Annotated in this window: 12 protein-coding genes; 7 read left to right on the top strand and 5 right to left on the bottom strand. The window is 60.5% G+C overall.

Annotated features, from left to right (window positions below; all coding sequences use genetic code 11):
- The first annotated feature begins 49 nt into the window (after positions 1–49).
- Together J1G34_RS11430 and J1G34_RS11425 are read left to right on the top strand one after the other, a co-directional pair.
- Positions 50–2,755 (top strand): hypothetical protein, encoded by a 2,706-nt coding sequence (locus tag J1G34_RS11430; RefSeq protein ID WP_222994067.1) that lies wholly within the window; start codon positions 50–52, stop codon positions 2,753–2,755.
- A 350-nt stretch (positions 2,756–3,105) separates the two neighbouring features.
- Complete coding sequence (locus tag J1G34_RS11425) at positions 3,106–5,706, top strand: hypothetical protein (protein ID WP_065937104.1); 2,601 nt, start codon at positions 3,106–3,108, stop codon at positions 5,704–5,706.
- A gap of 63 nt (positions 5,707–5,769) precedes the next feature.
- Here the strand turns inward: J1G34_RS11425 and dsbG are convergent, their stop codons facing one another.
- The 3 genes from dsbG to dsbD are packed head-to-tail and all read right to left on the bottom strand — an operon-like array spanning position 5,770 to position 9,079.
- A complete protein-coding gene (gene dsbG / locus J1G34_RS11420) occupies positions 5,770–6,531 on the bottom strand; it encodes a thiol:disulfide interchange protein DsbG (protein ID WP_065937105.1) in 762 nt (253 codons plus the stop codon).
- Complete coding sequence (locus J1G34_RS11415) at positions 6,507–7,352, bottom strand: TlpA disulfide reductase family protein (protein ID WP_122561156.1); 846 nt, start codon at positions 7,350–7,352, stop codon at positions 6,507–6,509. The genes dsbG and J1G34_RS11415 overlap by 25 nt, the downstream gene beginning before the upstream one ends.
- Positions 7,352–9,079, bottom strand: a complete 1,728-nt coding sequence (gene dsbD, locus J1G34_RS11410) for a protein-disulfide reductase DsbD (RefSeq protein WP_065898415.1) — start codon at positions 9,077–9,079, stop codon at positions 7,352–7,354. Before dsbD ends, J1G34_RS11415 begins: the two co-directional genes overlap by 1 nt.
- A 175-nt stretch (positions 9,080–9,254) precedes the next feature.
- On the opposite strand from dsbD, the gene J1G34_RS11405 reads away from it, so the two are divergent.
- The 5 genes from J1G34_RS11405 to J1G34_RS11385 all read left to right on the top strand — a co-directional run bounded on the left by J1G34_RS11405 (position 9,255) and on the right by J1G34_RS11385 (position 14,474).
- Positions 9,255–9,935: a response regulator gene (locus J1G34_RS11405; RefSeq protein ID WP_065888373.1), complete on the top strand. Its 681-nt coding sequence runs from the start codon at positions 9,255–9,257 to the stop codon at positions 9,933–9,935.
- Entirely contained in the window at positions 9,932–11,254 is a 1,323-nt protein-coding gene (locus J1G34_RS11400; protein WP_128876303.1) for an ATP-binding protein, read from the top strand. Before J1G34_RS11405 ends, J1G34_RS11400 begins: the two co-directional genes overlap by 4 nt.
- Before the next feature lie 123 nt (positions 11,255–11,377).
- Complete coding sequence (locus J1G34_RS11395; RefSeq protein WP_065892423.1) at positions 11,378–12,145, top strand: N-acetylmuramoyl-L-alanine amidase; 768 nt, start codon at positions 11,378–11,380, stop codon at positions 12,143–12,145.
- Between the two features lie 624 nt (positions 12,146–12,769).
- A complete protein-coding gene (locus tag J1G34_RS11390; RefSeq protein ID WP_122462705.1) occupies positions 12,770–14,170 on the top strand; it encodes an aspartate aminotransferase family protein in 1,401 nt (466 codons plus the stop codon).
- 82 nt (positions 14,171–14,252) lie between these two features.
- The gene (locus tag J1G34_RS11385; RefSeq protein WP_065937110.1) at positions 14,253–14,474 is read left to right on the top strand and encodes an MbtH family protein; all 222 of its coding nucleotides are present in this window, start codon (positions 14,253–14,255) and stop codon (positions 14,472–14,474) included.
- 107 nt (positions 14,475–14,581) lie between these two features.
- Here the strand turns inward: J1G34_RS11385 and J1G34_RS11380 are convergent, their stop codons facing one another.
- Entirely contained in the window at positions 14,582–16,753 is a 2,172-nt protein-coding gene (locus J1G34_RS11380; RefSeq protein ID WP_065893996.1) for a mechanosensitive ion channel family protein, read from the bottom strand.
- Positions 16,754–16,819: 66 nt separating this feature from the next.
- Entirely contained in the window at positions 16,820–16,996 is a 177-nt protein-coding gene (locus J1G34_RS11375; protein WP_163001699.1) for a hypothetical protein, read from the bottom strand.
- Positions 16,997–17,236 lie beyond the last annotated feature (240 nt).

The following is a 17,236-nucleotide window of genomic DNA, read 5'->3' as shown; positions in this document are numbered from 1 at the left end:
CCATCCGGCCGGGCCCGACGGTGATCTAACGTTGGACAGGAGTCTTATCGTGGCGAGCAAAATACCTACTGGAAAAACCAGGTCCGTTCGAGCGGCGAAGTCGCCGCCAGCCGTTGAAGCGGAACTGCCCTATGCGATTATCGAACACACTGCGAACAACAGCCTGCTGTATCCCATCGATGCAATCGATGGCACGACGGCCACGCTGACGCTGCCGGCGAATGCCACTAACGTCATGTTCCACATGGCGGTCAAGGATCAGGACCAGCCAAGCTTCGAGCCGATCTCTGTGGAAAACGGCGTCAATATCGTCGACATTCCGGCACGCTGGATCAGCTACTGCATCGGGCACACGGTATTGATCAAGTACACGGCCAATGCAGCGGGGCGTGCACTGGAATCCCTGACGCTGGAGTTGGAAATCCAACAGATCAGGGAGGAGCATCTTGTCGTCTCAAGGCCGGTGTTTACCCATGCCAAGGAGGAGTGGAGTACCTGGTACCTGCGCATGCAAGAGTTTACGGGCGATGAAATTGTCGCGATCAAGGCCTGGCCGATGATTCAACCCGGGCAGCGGTTGTTTGTCGTGGTTGCGGGTAACCAGCACGTGGCGCCCTATCGCTTCGCCTGGGTGGCCAAGGATCATGTGGTGCAGGAGCACGAAGCCCATCCGGACCACGTTTTTCGCTTTACGCTTTCGCGAGGCTGGCTGTCCAGGCTGGACGACTATTCGGCGATCACCGCTCACCTGGGCGTGATTTGGGACACCACCGCCCCGGTATACCCTGAACCTGGCGATCCGCTTCTGGAGAATCCGCTCCCGGTGAACGCCGAGGATTTCCACCTGCGCACGACCTCATTGCTGCAGGTCGACCCTGCGCTGGATCTGAAACCGCCGCACTTGCGCGAGTCTGCGCAATACAACGGTGAGTGGTGCCTCAACCCTGAAAACACCCAGCAGGGAGGGGAGGTCGTCATCCAGGGGCTGGACACTTACAAAAGTGACGAGGTCAGGTTTTATGTAAGCGGGCCCGGTTATGCGAAAAAACCGTTGGGTGATTTCACGGTTGAACAGGACGGTGAGATGCCTCTCGTCAAACTGCCGGCCTGTGTGGTGGCGTGTTTCTTCAACAAGCAGATGACCTTGAGCTATGACCTGGCCGTCAGTGGCACGGTACAGCCTTCCCCAGTAAGGCTGATCAATGTTTTAACCCCCGAATTTGAGCGCCCGCTGATTGAAGAGGCGAACCCGGATCGGTTGTTGTGCCTTGATAACTTTTCAGGGGATGCACACGTGATAGCGCCTTTGGGCGCATACGGTCAGTGCGCGAGCCATTGCTGGATGTGGATCGATGCTGAACATGCAGACGGCAGCGCTTACCGCCTGGATATTCTGGACGGTGAGGTTGTCACGGACGCCTGGAAAAGCGACGGCGTAAGGGCTGATATCCCAAGGGTTGCGTTGGAGAGGATCGGCGATTGCTCCAAGTTTGAACTGCACGTCAAGGCCAGCTTTTGCGAGGCGAGCGAACTGGAGGACGCCCTCGAGTTCCCACCCGCGACATTCACCATTTACCAGCAGCCCCTGACGCCACGGGCACCCACCGTCAGGGAGGCACAGGGTGGTGTTCTGGTGGCGTGGAACGGTCGCGAAGGGGTGCATGTCGAGGCGGTTTACGACGGCTATCAACCCAGCCACCAGCACACTGCCCAATGGTGCCTGGACGGCGAAGACAGCTGCTGGCCACTGCCCTTGCAGGAAAGTCCGTCCCGCCCGGTCACTTTCCTGGCGTCACGCGAGCAGGTGATCAACAGCTTCCGCAAGACGGCGTTGATTTCTTATACCGTGATCAATGCCTGCAAGCAGATGGTGTCCGAGACACTGCAGTTGCAGGTTGGTGAGCCCATCATGGAGCGGCGTCCTCGCCCGGTGGTGAAGCAGGCTACTGGCGATATTTTGGATTTGGCGACTGTTTCCAGAGATTATGTAGACGTGGTCGTCAAGGATCCCGATTCCGATAGCGAACTGGCATGGTGGTGGATCATCAAGGGGCAAATCGTGACGATTACGTGCGAGGGGACTGCAGAACAGGGTTCTCCCTACACGAGTGTCATCATGGATGAAAAACCCGTTGAAACCGATGACCTGAACATGCTGTTGCGGCGGATGTCTCGTGCAGAATTGTTGAAGTTTAAAGATGGTACCGACATTACATTCAGGGTTTGGTGCACGGTAGGTCAAAATCTGCTTGAACCCGTCAAGCTTGAGTTTAATAGACTGACATTAAAACTTCGGCATGAGTTAGAAACCGATTTTGACGACTTTGAAACTTATCCCATCATTGAGCACACACGCAACCCTATCGTTACCAAGTTAGCGACACTTGAAATGGGGCAGCCGATGCAATCCAACATCGGGCTTCATCAGGTGAGGGGGGTCGGAGAAGAAGTGCCAGGTATGGTTGAAGGTAAGTCCTATGCTCTTTTCTGCTACGGCGGGACGCCGCCACAGCTGGCGGTTTTGCGCTTAAAAAGAGAATGTGCACGTGTCAGGTTTGGATTTTCAAGTACGAGCGTCAGTAGCGTCACATTCACGTACTTCAACAAAGAAGGGCAATTGCTAGGGGAGGCCGTTGAATTTCCGGGAACATGGATAGATTTTCAGGCGGATCCAGGCACAACGATTTCGTATGTCACGATATTGTGTACGGCGCATAGCAGCATTGATTCGCTGAAAGTTTGGTATCGGCGATAAATGATTTTAAACGACGATGGACTGACCCGTTGTCGCGGTACTGCCCCTAACTTACGGTGAAGGAAAACACTTGATCGGGCGCGTTTGACGAGTATCAAAAACGAGGCCTCCAGTAATGGGGGCCTCTTTCGTCAGGCATCAGCTGTTTTATTTCGGCCGCAAAATGTTCACCCACTTACCCGGCGACGGCTGTTGCCGCAATCCACTGGTCGAATAATGTCTTTATGGAGATTGGAACTGTGAATTCTGACAGTAGGAACGCCGGCTTTTTTACGGTGTGATAGGGCGATGCTGATCAGGCCAACCTCTGGGCTTCGGCATTTCCAGTCTATTGAAAAGGAACTTTCACTATGCCCAAGTCATTGCCGAATGCCCTTGACCTGCCCAAGCCAGAGCTGCGTGAGGCTGACGAAAATGGCAGTGTCGATTCACTCAAACTGCTGAACGGAGGCAACGTCAGCGTCCGCTACGACGACATGCAAACCACTGACCTCATCACTCTGAACTGGCCGTTGGCAGGCAGCCCCTATCCGCCGATAGAACCCCAAAATGGCGACGAGGCAGGTTGTATCAACTTTTATATCCCTCCCGAATACATAGCATTGTGGTTGGACACTTACGCATTGTTTACGTACACCGTCACTAGAAACGGTGAGAGTCAAACATCTTTGCAGGGTGGGGTACGGATCAGCCTGCCCTCGAACTTGCCTCAGGCGCAAATTCTCGAAGCGTTCGATGGCAAACTGGATCTTTCCTTGTTGTGCTGTAACGATCCGATTCTTTACATTCCACCCTGGGCATTTGCCGGCAAAATCCAAACGATCAACTGCTATATAAGCGGCTTCTATCCCGATGACACCCAGGCCAAACTTTATCCATTCAAGGATGCAGAGGTTACCGACGAAGACTTGCGCCTGGGGTGGCGTCGAGCAATACCTCGGGCGTTGCTCCAGCAACTTAAACATAACAGCGGACTGTATCTTTTGGCGTCCGTGCGCTACAGCGAGGCTGTTCCCTATAGATCGTTCGGCTCGCTTTCATTGACGCTGCTCACTGACCCTAACTTGAAACTGTCACCCCCTGAGCTGAAGGAAGCCGTACACACCGAGTTCGACGGCTGGCTGGTCAACCCGATAAACACAGTGAACGGTGCGCATATCGTGGTGGCTTATGAGGGCATGTGCAGCGGCGATACGGTGTGCCCGACACTTACCGGCACCCCTGGACCGGGCACAGTCGAACTGGAATGCCGCCAACCGGTTGAAGGTGAAACCAGCCTGGTGTTTGCGGTACCGCCTTCAGTGATCCGCGCCAATTTTGAGCAAGCCATTACGTTGACCTACAACGTCACGCGCTGCGATGGCAGCCATTGGTCCTCACCCGAGCGCCACGTGAAGGTGCTGGGCATCACGGGCTTGCCAAAACCGGGCATTGAGCAGGCCACAGGCGACCGGGTGGACCTCAATACGTTCGGTGATGACGCAACGGCGGTGGCGCCTATCTGGCATTACGCCATGGAGCAGGACTGCTGCTGGGTCTGGGTAACCGGCACGCGTGAGGACGGTAGTTCCTATCTGTTTTATGTATTGGAAGGCAAGCCGCTTACCGCCGCCTGGCTACGCGACGGAGTTGATACACCGATAGCCAGGACCAAGCTGCAAAAATTGGCCGATTGCAGTGAGTTCAACCTGCATTTTGCGGCGAATTTTAATGGGCGGTGCGACCTGGACACGGCCGTCGAGTTTCCTGTTGTGACTTTCAGCATTGAGCAGGAGGCGTTAATACTGCCCCCTCCGAGGGTGTGTGAAGCAGTCGGTGATCAACTGACCCTCTGGAATGGCCGCGACGGTGTGACGGTTCGCGTGGAATATGAACGGATCAGTCCCAATCAGATGATCGACGTGCAGTGGCTCAAGACGGATGGCACGAGCCTGCCGTTGACCTCAAAACCGGGCAACAGCGATCCTGGTTATGTCGATTTTGCGATTCCGCGCGAAGCGGTGATTCACGGTGCGGGTAAAACAATCCTGATCAATTACACAGTGACCAGCGCTTGCAAGATGGCGCCGTCGAAGACGCTGGCATTGAAGGTCAGTGTGCCGACGAGATTGCCCACCCCAATGGTGCCTGAGGCGACGCCACCGGCTACCCAGGGCGCAATCCTGGATCTACGGACGTTCTCCGGCGATGCGCAAATCATCGTCAATGACGAAAACTTCGATAAGGTCTGGTGGTTCTCCCTGGAAGGACAGAAAGGCTGGTTGGAATGTACCGGCACTAAAGAGGACGGATCTTCACACACCGTGCGCGTGATGACGGGTCAGCTGATTACACTCTCCGATATGAACAACGGCCTCAAGCGTGTACTTGCGCGCTCCGATCTGGAGGCGTTTCGCAACAAGACACCATTGGCCATCGTCTTCAAGGTGACCACCGATGGCAGCCCGGATGTGAGTGAGGCGATCGAGTTTCCGCTATTGGAATTGACACTGCGCAAGCGGTTCAGAGACGTGACTGACTTTGACCCTAATAAAAAAGACTGGAACGGTTGGCAAAAAGGCGCGGGTGCCACCGACCCAAGGGACCTGGTGTTAAAAGAGGCAGGCGGTCAATATTATTTGTTTGATTGGGGTTATACCAACACTCAAGACCTGGCTACTCAAAGGGAGAAGTTGTTCAAGGTGTTCAGTGACCTGGAGATTGGCCGCACCTACGAATTCAGTGCCGATGTTCGGGATAACAGTGGTGCGCGTCCATTGCCGAGGATTGCCTTGGTAGCTTCGGGACAAGAAATTGTCGCTCCGACGCTATTGGATACGCGGGTCTGGAGAACGCTCAAAAGTGTGTTCACTGCGTCATCTTCTACAGTAAGGCTCAGTGTCGATAACGTGCAATTGGGGTTGGGAGGCAATGATTTTGATGTGACGTTGCTGGTGGTAGAGGAAGTTTAATCGAGGCCATGACAAGAGTGCCTGTGTTAACACAGGCATTCTTGTTAACGAACCTGGGACTAATTACTTCGGCCCCAGAATCTTCACCAACTTCTCCGGCGACGGCGCCCCCTGCTGTTGCTGCAACCCACCCTTGTCATCCAGATAGAAAATCGCCGGCGTCGCCGACAACTCCAATTCCTCCATCAACTTCATATTCCCATCGAGCCTGGCTTCGATATCCGCCGGGATCTTGCTCAGCGCTTGCAGCTTGCTGGCCTTGCCGGCGCCTTCGTGTTCTTCCAGGGCTTTCTGCGGGTCTTTGGCGGCGAACAGTGCGGCTGATTTGCCTGGGCTGTCTTCGCGGATGATCCCCACCATGATGTGGCGCAGTTGCACCTTGCCGGCCTTCACCCATGGCCGTGCCTGTTCCCAGAACATGTTGCAGTACGGGCAGTTGGGGTCGCTGAACAGGTAGACGATGCGTGGCGCATTCTTGTCGCCGTCCTGGATCCAGCTGCTGTTTTCCAGCTTGGCCCAGGCTTCCTTGGACATCGGCGCGTACACCAGTTTTTCCAGGGGCGCGCTGCTCAGGTCGTTGCCCTGAGCATCGTACAGGTTGCCGGCGATCACGCTTTTGCCGTCGGCGGTCAGGTACAGCGCCATACCGCGGTTCTGGTATTGCGCGGCATAGCCGGTCAGGCCGCTGGGGGCGTCGAATTGGCCAAGGATTTTGGCGCCCTTGGCTTCGATTTGCTTGATCGGGGCCGGCCAGTCTTCGGCCTGGGCCAGGGTGGCGGCAAGCGTCAGCGGCAGCAGGGTCAGCAGGTGGCGGAGGCGAGGCATGTGGGTTTCCTTTGTGGGACGGTGTCGAAGGGTTCCATGGCGCGGGCCAGGCTGGCCTGGGACAGCTCGCCGAGGTGGCTGTTGATCAGGCGTCCGTCGGCCGAGTAGAACAAGGTGGTAGGCAGCGCCATGGAGCCGACGGCCTGGCCGAGGCGGCCGCCGGCGTCGAACAGCATGTTGTCCAGGTTCAGGCCCTGGGTGGCCAGGTAGGTGCTGACACTCTGCATGCTCTCGGCCTGGTTGACGAACAGGAAGGTGACATCCGGGCGTTGATGTTGCGCGCGCTCCAGCACCGGCATTTCCCGACGGCACGGTGGACACCAGGTGGCCCAGAGGTTGATCACCAACGGGCCGCCTTTGTAGTCGGCCAGTTGCACCACATTGCCGTTGGCATCGCGCAAGGTGATGTCCGGCAGTTGCGAGCCCTTGTCGTAGAGGCTCAGGGACAGGCTGGCCATGCCCCAGAACACCAGGCCGCTGATCACCCCGGCACCGAGTGGTCTGCGCAGGGCAGGGCGCCGCCAGCCGTAGGCCAGCGCACCGAGCACCAGCGCGATCACGCCGGCCCAGGCGAGGAAACCGCCGTCGCGCAGGTCGACCATCTGCAGCCAGTCGTTACGGTAATCGCTCCAGTACATCAGTACAAAGCTGACACGGGCGGCCAGCATGCCCAGCAGGAACAGGCTGAACAACACCGATTCAGGGTTTTCCCCGCCACGCTTGGCCACGCGCCAGCCCACCAGGGTGGCGAGAATCAGCGCGCTGATCAGCAGAATGTGATTCAGGGCGATGGCGAAGGTGCCGATGGTGAGGGTCAGCATCAGCGCGCGTCTCGGGTTTGCGTCCAGCGTTGCAGGAAGGCGGCGGCATCCACTTCGCCGGTGATGCGTTGGGCGCGGCGTTCTTCACCGTCCGGACCGATCCACACGAAACTCGGTGGCCCCGGCACTTTGTAGCGACCCAGCAGTGCGCGGCTGGCGGCATTGTCGGCGGTGACGTCCAGGCGCAGCAGGCGTACATCCTTCAGGGCGGCCATCACGTCCGGCTTGCCGAACACCTGTTTTTCCATGATCTTGCACGACACACACCAATCGGCGTAGTAGTCCACCAGCACCCATTGGCCCTCGGCCTTGGCGCTGTCGAGCTGGCTTTGCAGGGCGGCCGGGTCGTGGATGGTGGTGAACGCGTCGTGAGCGTCAGCGGTGGCAGCCACCCGCGAGCCGCTGTAGACCTTCAGCGGTTGCCACAGCTCATCGCTGCCACCCGCCGCGCCCACCACCAGTACCGCGCCCCACAGGCCCAGCACCAGGGAGGCTGCGCCGAACACCTTGGCGGCCAGCCCGTATTCACGGGCCAGCGTCCAACCGCAATAGGCCATGACCAGCGCCAGTGCGCCCCACAGGCCGATCCACAGGCTTTCGCCGACCACCGGGCGAATCATCAGCACGGCGGTGCCGAGGAACAGGAAACCGAAAACGCCCTTGAGCACGTTCATCCAGGTGCCCGGCTTGGGCAGGAAGCGGTTGCCCACGGTGACCAGCAACAACAACGGGATACCAATGCCGATGCCCATGGCGAACAGGATCAGCCCGCCGTGCAGTGCATTGCCGCTCTGGGCGATATACAGCAGGGCGCCGGCCAGGGGCGCGGTCATGCACGGGCCCACCAGCAGGCCGGACAATGCACCGAGAATGCCCGCACCGACCAGGCTGCCGCCGCTCTGCTGGCGGCTGACCGTGTCGAGGCGGTCGCGCAGAAACGCAGGCAGTTGCAATTCAAAGAAGCCGAACATCGGCAGGGCAAGGATCACGAACAGCGCGGCGAAACTGCCGAGGATCCACGGGGTTTGCAGCAGCGCGGCCAGATTGCCGCCCAGCAACGCGGCCATCACACCCAGCGCGGCATACACCAGGGCCATGCACACCACGTAGCTGCTGGCCAGGGCAAAGCCGCGACGCGGGCTGGCACCGCTGCCCACCACCAGGCCGGCAAGGATCGGCAGCATCGGCAACGAACACGGGGCAAATGCCAGCAACAGGCCCAGGCCGAAAAAGATCAGCAGGCTCCAGCCCAGGCTGCGCTGTTGCAGGCCGCTGGCCAGGCTTTCGTCCTGGGCCTGCGCGGTGGCGGCGACGGCCGGGTTGCCGCCCAGGTCCACGGTGATCGATTGCGGCGGATAGCACAGGCCGGCGTCGGCGCAGCCTTGCCAGCCCAGCTTGACCTGGCCGGTGGCGCCGGCCGGGAGCTTCACTTCCAGGCCCTGGCGATACACTTGCTGTTCGCCGAAGAACTCATCGCTGTGGGCTTCGCCCTGGGGCAGCACGGGCTTTTGCGCCAGGCCGTCGAATTTCATGCGCTGCTGGTACAGGTAGTAACCGTCGGCAATCTGCCAATACAGCTGGGTCTCGCCGCTTTCAAGACGCTCGGAGGTAAAGGTGAAGGCCTTGCCCACCGGGAGGAAATCGGGTTTGGACTCGAACGGGTTACCCGGTGCGGCCTGGGCGAACCCCGCCAGCAACACCAGCAGAAAAGTAAATAGATACCGCATGGTCCAGCCTTAATTCGATGCAAGTGAGGCACACAATGTGTGGCGTTGATTAACCGATGATTAACCGGCGCTATTCTAGAGTGTAGGAGTTATCGGGTGTTATGAAGTTAGCGGCATAATGCACGCTTAATCCGTGCGTTTTCTAATCACCCGCATCTTTCATGAAGGGTTCAGCATGCACGTACTGGTCTGCGAAGACGACGAACTGATCGCCAGCGGCATTGTGGCCGGCCTCACCGCCCAGGGCTTCACGGTTGAACGCGTGGCCACGGCGGCGGCGGCCAGGGCGATGCTCAGGGCGGCAACCTTCGACATCATGGTGCTCGACCTCGGCCTGCCCGACGAAGACGGCCTGAAACTGCTGCAGCAACAGCGCAGCCAGGGCCTGGAGATCCCGGTGTTGATCCTCACCGCCCGTGACTCGGTGACCAACCGCGTCGACGGCTTGCAGGCGGGTGCCGATGACTACCTGCTCAAGCCCTTCGACCTGCGCGAACTCGCCGCCCGCCTGCAAACCCTGTTGCGCCGCGTGGCGGGGCGCCGGGTCAACCTGATCGAACATGGCCGCCTGGCGTATGACCCCAGCAGCCGCGAGACCTTCCTGGGTGGCCAGCCGGTGGACCTGTCGCGCCGTGAACAAGCGCTGTTGCAGGCCTTGCTGCACAACAAGGGCCGCGTGTTGTCCAGCGAGCAGCTCAAGGACAGCGTCTACGGGTTCAACGACGAATTGGAAAGCAACGCACTGAACGTGCACATCCACCACCTGCGGCGCAAATTGGGCAATGGCATCGTCGAGACCGTACGCGGCCTTGGCTATCGCCTGGGTCCGGCCGATGCGGGAGAGGATGCTTCGTGAAGAGCCTGCGCCTGCGCCTGACGTTCAAGCTCGGCGCCGCTTTTGTCGTGATCTGGGCCCTGGCGGCGGCCTGGATGCTCAACGACCTGCGCAATCAGATGATGTTTTCCCTCGACCAGCGACTGGTCGCCTCGGCGCGCATGGTGGCCGGGCTGACCGAACAGATGCCGGGCCTGGCCAGCGTCGGTTCCGGCACTCATTTGCGTAGCGAACAACTGAGCGTACCGGGGGGCATGGCCTGCCAGGTCAGTTCCCTGCACGGCGAAGTCCTGGCGCGCAGCCATACCACGCCGGATGAGGGGCTGGAGTCGCGCAAGAGCGGTTTTCGCGACCAGATGATCGATGGCGTGGGCTGGCGCAGTTTCACCCTGTCCCAGGGTGACCTGCTGATCACCACGGCCGACCGTCAGGTGGAGCGTGAGGCGCTGAACCTGTCGATCCTGCTGGCGGCCTCGGTGCCGGTCGGCGTGGCCTTGCTGGGCTGTCTGTGCCTGCTGTGGCTGGGCATCGGCCAGAGTCTGGTGCCGCTCAACCGCATGCGTGACGCCTTGATGCGCCGCAGCGCCGACTCCCTTGAACCGTTGCAGATCCACCCGCTGCCCAGCGAACTCAAGCCATTGCTCGACACCCAGAACCAGCTGTTGCAACGCATCGCCAAGACCATCGAGCGCGAGCGCCGGCTCACCGGTGACGCCGCCCATGAGCTGCGCAGCCCCTTGACGGCGATCAAGACGCACCTGCAAGTGGCGCGCATGACCGAGGGCGCGGCGCGTGACCAGTCCCTGGCCCACGCCGAGGAAGGCGCCGACCGCCTGCACCGCACCCTGGAGCAACTGTTGTTGCTGGCACGGGTCGAGGGCAGCCTGTCGTTTGACGATGGGTTGCAGTCCAGCGCCGAGGAAGTCGCCCGCCTGGCGATCCAGGATGCCCACGCCGGGGACAATTCGCGCATCGACCTGATCCTGGCGGACAGCCTCGCCGACACGCCGGTGGAGATGCCCGTGGGGTTGGCCGTGGCAGCCTTGCGCAACCTGCTGGACAACGCCTTGCGCCACACCCCGGCCGACACCCGGGTGCAATTGAACGTGTCTTGCAGCGCTGACAAGGTGGTGTTCCGCGTGCGCGACCATGGCCCGCAGATTTCCAGCGACGACCTGCAATACCTCACCCAGCGCTTCTGGCGCACTGGCAGCAGCGACGGCTGTGGCCTGGGCCTGGCGATCGTCCAGGCGATCGTCCAGCGCTGCGCGTGCTCGCTGACATTCGACAGCCAGGCCGATGGCCTGCGCGTTGACCTGGGCATGCCGTTGCGACGCTGATCGCTTTTCTGCAAGTGCCAAATAATTACCGCTCGCCTGACCTGCAAATCGTCAGGATGGCGGTAATTTTTTTGCGCTTGAAAGGGCCGAATGATTCGGCCCGTATTGAAAAGGACGGATCTTATGTTGGTCATCGATACCAGTTTCCCTGCCCGGGATTTCAACGAACGTAACGGCGAGCCCGTGGCGCAGGTGATCCTGCACTATACGGCTGCGCCCTTTGAATCATCCTTGCGCACCCTGACGCAGAATGGGGTCAGCGCTCACTACCTGCTGCCCGATCCCGATGAACCGGCCTATCGCGCCGCCGGCTATGACGAACTGCGCGTGTTTCGCCTGGTGGGCGAGGACAAGCGTGCCTGGCATGCCGGGGCGAGCCATTGGGGCGGGCGGGATAACCTCAACAGTCGCGCGATCGGCATCGAAATCGTCAACCTGGCGCGTGACGACAAAGGCGTGTTCACGTTTCCCGCGTATCGCGAGGAACAGGTGCAGGTGTTGATTGCGTTGATGCGCGACATCCTCGAGCGCTACCCGCACATCGGCCCGGTCGATATTCTCGGGCATTCGGATGTGGCGTACTGGCGCAAGAGCGACCCGGGCCCCCGGCTACCCTGGCGCTGCCTGCATGAGGCTGGGGTAGGCGCCTGGTTTGACGAAGCCACCCGGGCGATGTACCAACGGCGGTTTTACATGGGGTTGCCGCCGGAAGTGGAAGTCGAGCGGGCGTTTCAGCGCTATGGCTACAAACCGGCCTGGAATCGCCAGGCCTTTGAACAGCGCACCCGGGCGTTTCAGATGCACTTTCGGGCGCGCGATTATGCCGGTCGCCTGGATGCCGAGACCTGCGCGATCCTGTATGCGCTCAACGAAAAGTACCGGGGACTTTGAAGCCAAACACCATTCAAATGTGGGAGGGGCGTGAGTATCTACACAACTTTTAGGTACCACGCGGGCCCCTGTGGGAGGGGGCTTGCCCCCGATGGCGGCCTCTGGGCTGGCCAGGATGTTGGATCAGATTGAGTACATATCCGTTTCTGCGGTAACGGCCACTTAGGGTTCCGCCCTGACGGCGGCTCACTTTGGAAAAGCCCCAAAGTAACCAAAGGGCTCTTGCCCCACCACTCGGCACCTCGCCTAGGCTCGGTGTGCCCGAACGCAGGCTTGAATCCGTGGGCCGCCGCCACGCGCCATCCATGGCGCGGGGCGGCTAACCCGGCGTCCTGCCGGGTTACCCACGGATTCAAGCCTGCGTTCGGCCAGCGTGGTTTAACGGGGCGCCTAGGATCAAAAGCAGATCAAGAGCGGCTCGCTTCGCATCGTGGTTACGGTTGGACGCTGCTGAGTTGTGTACATACCTATGGCCATCGGGGGCAAGCCCCCTCCCACATTTGATCTGCATACATCTGTAAATCCGGCCAGGTCTCTAAATCCTTGCGCAGCTGATGCGTCTTCAGAACATGAAGTCCGTGCGTATTCCCCACTCCCACGGATCACCACCTGAGGGATCGAGAGATGTCAGTCGCCACCAGCCCCATTGAAGCCGCGCCTGCGCACGCCAGCGAGACGCTCTATCAGTTCGACGAAACCCCGCTGCTGGCCCGTCAGCGCCAGCAGGAGTCCAACGCCCGCAGCTACCCGCGGCGCATCCCATTGGCGCTCAAGCGGGCCAAGGGTATCTACGTGGAAGACGTGGAGGGCCGCAGTTTCATTGATTGCCTGGCCGGCGCCGGCACGTTGGCGCTTGGGCATAACCACCCGGTGGTGATCCAGGCCATTCAACAGGTATTGAGCGACGAGTTGCCATTGCACACCCTGGACCTGACCACACCGGTCAAGGACCAGTTCGTGCAGGACCTGTTCGGCCTGTTGCCGCCGGAGCTGGCGCGGCAGGCGAAGATTCAGTTCTGCGGCCCGACCGGCACCGATGCGGTGGAAGCGGCCTTGAAACTGGTACGCACCGCCACCGGGCGCAGTACGGTGTTGTCGTTCCAGGGCGGTTATCACGGCATGAGCCAGGGCGCGTTGAGCCTGATGGGTAGCCTCGGGCCGAAGAAACCCTTGGGCGCGTTGCTCGGTAATGGTGTGCAATTTCTGCCATACCCCTACGACTACCGCTGCCCGTTCGGCCTGGGGGGCGCGGAAGGGGTGCGGGTCAACCTGCATTATCTGGAAAACCTGCTCAACGATCCCGAAGCCGGCGTGTTGCCGCCGGCGGCGGTGATTGTCGAAGTGGTGCAGGGCGAGGGCGGCGTGGTGCCGGCGGATCTCGACTGGCTGCGCGGCTTGCGGCGCATTACCGAGCAGGCAGGGGTGGCGCTGATTGTCGATGAGATCCAGAGTGGCTTTGGCCGCACCGGCAAAATGTTTGCCTTCGAGCACGCGGGGATCATCCCGGACGTGGTGGTGATGTCCAAAGCCATTGGCGGCAGCTTGCCGCTGGCGGTGGTGGTCTATCGCGACTGGCTCGACACCTGGCTGCCGGGTGCGCATGCCGGAACCTTCCGTGGCAACCAGATGGCAATGGCGGCGGGGTCTGCGGTGATGCGCTATCTCAAGGAGCACGACCTGGCCGCGCATGCGGCGGCGATGGGCGAGCGCCTCGGCGAACACCTGCGCATCCTGCAACGTGACTTTGCGCACCTGGGCGATATTCGCGGGCGTGGGCTGATGCTTGGCGTGGAACTGGTGGACCCCAATGGCACATGCGACATCCAGGGCCATCCACCGGTGCACCGCCAGCTTGCGCCTGTGCTGCAACGCGAATGCCTCAAGCGCGGGCTGATCCTCGAGCTGGGCGGGCGGCATGGCAGTGTGGTGCGCTTTCTGCCGCCGCTGGTGATCACCGCCGCCGAGATCGACCGCGTCGCCGAGATCTTCGGGCGCGCCCTGGCGGCGGCGGTCGCCAGCGTCTAATTTTCCCGGGCCTTGATACGTTTCTACAGATATCAGTGCTGCGCATGGTGTGCAGCCGGCCTTTGAGCGACGGAGAACCGCAATGACCTCAGTATTTGACCGCGACGACATCCTGTTTCAGGTAGTGGTCAACCACGAAGAGCAATATTCGATCTGGCCCGACTACAAGGCCGTGCCGGAGGGCTGGCGCATCGTGGGCAAGAGCGGCATGAAGAAAGAATGCCTGGCCTATATCGAAGAGAACTGGACCGATATGCGTCCGCTGAGCCTGCGTCAGAAGATGGATGGCGCTGCACTCGCCTGAACATCGCCGATCAAAAATGTGGGAGGGGGCTTGCCCCCGATGGCAGTGGATCAGTTACAGATGCATCAACTGACACACCGCAATCGGGGGCAAGCCCCCTCCAACAATTAATTCGCGTTGACTTCAGGCCTTTCTTTTTCCTGTCCCCCCGTCACCACCTGCACGCTCAAACGCGGTGTCGCCAGGTCAAGCCCGGCTTCATCCAGGTGCCGCTTGAGCGACAGGTTGAACGCCCGCGACACTTCCCATTGCTTGATCGGCGCGGTCTTGAACCGCGCGCGCAGGATCGCGCTGCCTGATTCAAAACTCTCCACACCCTGGATCTCCAGCGGCGACCAGATATTGCGGCGCTGCAGCGGGTCGTTACGCATGGCCTGGCCGACATCGCGCATCAGCTTGATCGCGTCGTCGATCTCCATGTTGTAGGGAATCGCCACGCGGAAGATCGCGTAGCCGAACTCGCGGGAATAGTTCTTGATGCTCTTGATTTCGCTGAACGGAATCGTGTGCACGATGCCGTCGATATCGCGCAGGCGCACGGTACGAATGGTCAGGCCTTCGACAGTGCCCAGGTGGCCGCCGACGTCCACGTAGTCATCAATGGCCAGGGAGTCTTCGATAATGATGAACAGGCCGGTGATCAGGTCCGCCACCAGCGACTGTGCACCAAAACCGATGGCGATACCGATGACACCCGCACCGGCCAGCAGCGGCGTGACGTTCATGCCCATGTTCGCCAGGGCGACGATGGCGGCAATGATAAAAATGGTCACGAACAGCACGTTGCGGATCAGCGGCATCATGGTCTGCGCCCGCGCGTTGGCCAGGCCTTTGCGTGAGCGGGTCAGGGCGTGGTGGATCGCGGTGTCGCTGAGGATCCAGATCAGCCAGGCGAACAGCAAGGTCCCGCCCAGACCGAACAGCTTGACGCTGACTTCATGGCCGTCGCCTTCGGTAAAGCGAATCATCGACAGGCCCCACACCCGCAGCCCCAACTCGATAAACACCAGCCACACCGCCAGGTGCACCAGGGTGTAGACGAAGTTTTTCAGGCGGTCGGAGTACAGCGCATGGCGCTTGTGCCCGCGTTGCGGTTTGAGGGCGTGGCGTCGCACCAGCCCGTTGATCACCATGCACAACACCAGCAGCACCGTGCACAGCAGCGACTGGCGCAGGGCGGTGCTGCTGTCGCCGGCGGAAAGGAAGGTGGCGAACAGCGAAATGCCCACCAGCAACAGTGCCGGCAGGTACCAGAAGGTGCCGATGATCGAGAGGGTGTCGGTGAGGGCGCGACGCGTCAGACGGCGCGACAGCGGCTGGTTGCGGATCAGGTGGGCGATCGGCCGACGGAACCGCAGGATGAAGACGCCGGTGGACAGCGCTGCCATCACATTGGCAACCGTCGCGGCCGTATGCGCCAGGTGCTGGCCGAGCGCCGCGACCAGTCGCGGGTCGCTCAAGGCTTCGCCAAAGGCGGCAAAACTGCCGATCCACCACAGCGGGCGGAAGGCCTGGTGGCGCAGGATATACAGGGCGCGGTGGCGGTGCGGGCCGTCGAGCACCGAGAAGGCAATCACGCAGATCGCCGAGAAACAGGTGCCGACCACCAGCGCGTAAGCCAGCACCATCGCCAGCGACTTGCCCAGGGACGAGGGCAGGGCGTAGCTCAGGTAAACCGTAATCACCAAGGCGATCAACCACGGGCCCAGCTTGCGCAAGGCAAAGCGCAGCATGTCCCAGGTACGCGGGTGTTGCGGCAGTTCTTCGGGCAAGCCGAAGCGCTCGCGCACGCGGTGGCTGAGCCAGATCAGCGCGGCGGCCAACAGGCTCCACACTGCCAGGATCAGCGCAAAGCCAAAGATGATCGGCAGCCATTCGTTGGCGGGCAGCATCAGCGCGCTGAGTTCATCCCGGGCCAGATCGACTTCATTGGCCCAGCGCCCCAGCGGGCTGTCGGCGCCGGAGAACTGCTGTTCAAAGCCCGACAGCGTGCTGCCGATCAGGCCGAGCACACCCAGCTCGGCCGCCGGCTGGGCTTTCTGCGTGGCGGCGCGCAGCTTTTTCAAGTCGCTCAGCAACTGGGTGCGCTGCTGGTCGTTCTCCAGGGTCTTGATCACCTCGTCCAGCGACTGCCCCAGGGGCACATCGGCCTGGGGTTGGGCCTTGTTGGACCCGCCCAGCATCCCGGGCAAGCCCACCGCTTGGGCGGACGTCAGCGGCAGCATTATGAGCAGGGTGATCAGCAGGTAGCGGGGCAGGGCAAACAGACGGGAAAGCACGAGGCGGTCAACCTTGAAAGCGATGAATGGACCGAGTGTACGAGGCCGCTATGCCAGATGCGAGTGTCATTGCGCCAATTTGGCGAGGATCTTGTACACCACGGTGCCCAGGATCAGCAGCATGCCGACCCACATGCCGAACACGCCAAGGGGGTTGTCACGAAAATTGAAGCCCACGGCGAGCATGATCATGCCGATCAGGATGGGGATAAGCATGGCGTGGAAGGAGGACATGGAGATCATGGGGGTGACGGCCTTGTCGGAGTGGAAGTTCTGACAAGTCTAGGTCGGATTGCGGAAAGTGCAGGTGATGCAGATCAGTCCGTCTATACACATTACTCAATGTGGGAGGGGCGGTGCGACGATTCGACTTGAGGTGGTCAACTTTTTCCGGACACCTCAATCGGTGTTTTCAGGCTGTTTGCCGCTCGTACTGATTGGGCGGCAAATAGTCTAACGATGAATGCATTCGTCGTTCATTGT

This window comes from Pseudomonas sp. Wu6, from assembly GCF_019891515.1.
Lineage (GTDB): Bacteria > Pseudomonadota > Gammaproteobacteria > Pseudomonadales > Pseudomonadaceae > Aquipseudomonas > Aquipseudomonas orientalis_A.
This window is presented reverse-complemented; position numbering and strand designations above follow the sequence as displayed.

What these genes read in the sequence shown, in the direction of transcription:
- J1G34_RS11395 (WP_065892423.1), top strand. Translation starts at nt 11,378, where the DNA reads ATGTTGGTCATCGATACCAGTTTCCCTGCCCGGGATTTCAACGAACGT.
- dsbD (WP_065898415.1), bottom strand. Translation starts at nt 9,079, where the DNA reads ATGCGGTATCTATTTACTTTTCTGCTGGTGTTGCTGGCGGGGTTCGCC.
- J1G34_RS11375 (WP_163001699.1), bottom strand. Translation starts at nt 16,996, where the DNA reads ATGATCTCCATGTCCTCCTTCCACGCCATGCTTATCCCCATCCTGATC.
- J1G34_RS11415 (WP_122561156.1), bottom strand. Translation starts at nt 7,352, where the DNA reads ATGCTGACCCTCACCATCGGCACCTTCGCCATCGCCCTGAATCACATT.
- J1G34_RS11425 (WP_065937104.1), top strand. Translation starts at nt 3,106, where the DNA reads ATGCCCAAGTCATTGCCGAATGCCCTTGACCTGCCCAAGCCAGAGCTG.
- dsbG (WP_065937105.1), bottom strand. Translation starts at nt 6,531, where the DNA reads ATGCCTCGCCTCCGCCACCTGCTGACCCTGCTGCCGCTGACGCTTGCC.
- J1G34_RS11385 (WP_065937110.1), top strand. Translation starts at nt 14,253, where the DNA reads ATGACCTCAGTATTTGACCGCGACGACATCCTGTTTCAGGTAGTGGTC.
- J1G34_RS11390 (WP_122462705.1), top strand. Translation starts at nt 12,770, where the DNA reads ATGTCAGTCGCCACCAGCCCCATTGAAGCCGCGCCTGCGCACGCCAGC.
- J1G34_RS11405 (WP_065888373.1), top strand. Translation starts at nt 9,255, where the DNA reads ATGCACGTACTGGTCTGCGAAGACGACGAACTGATCGCCAGCGGCATT.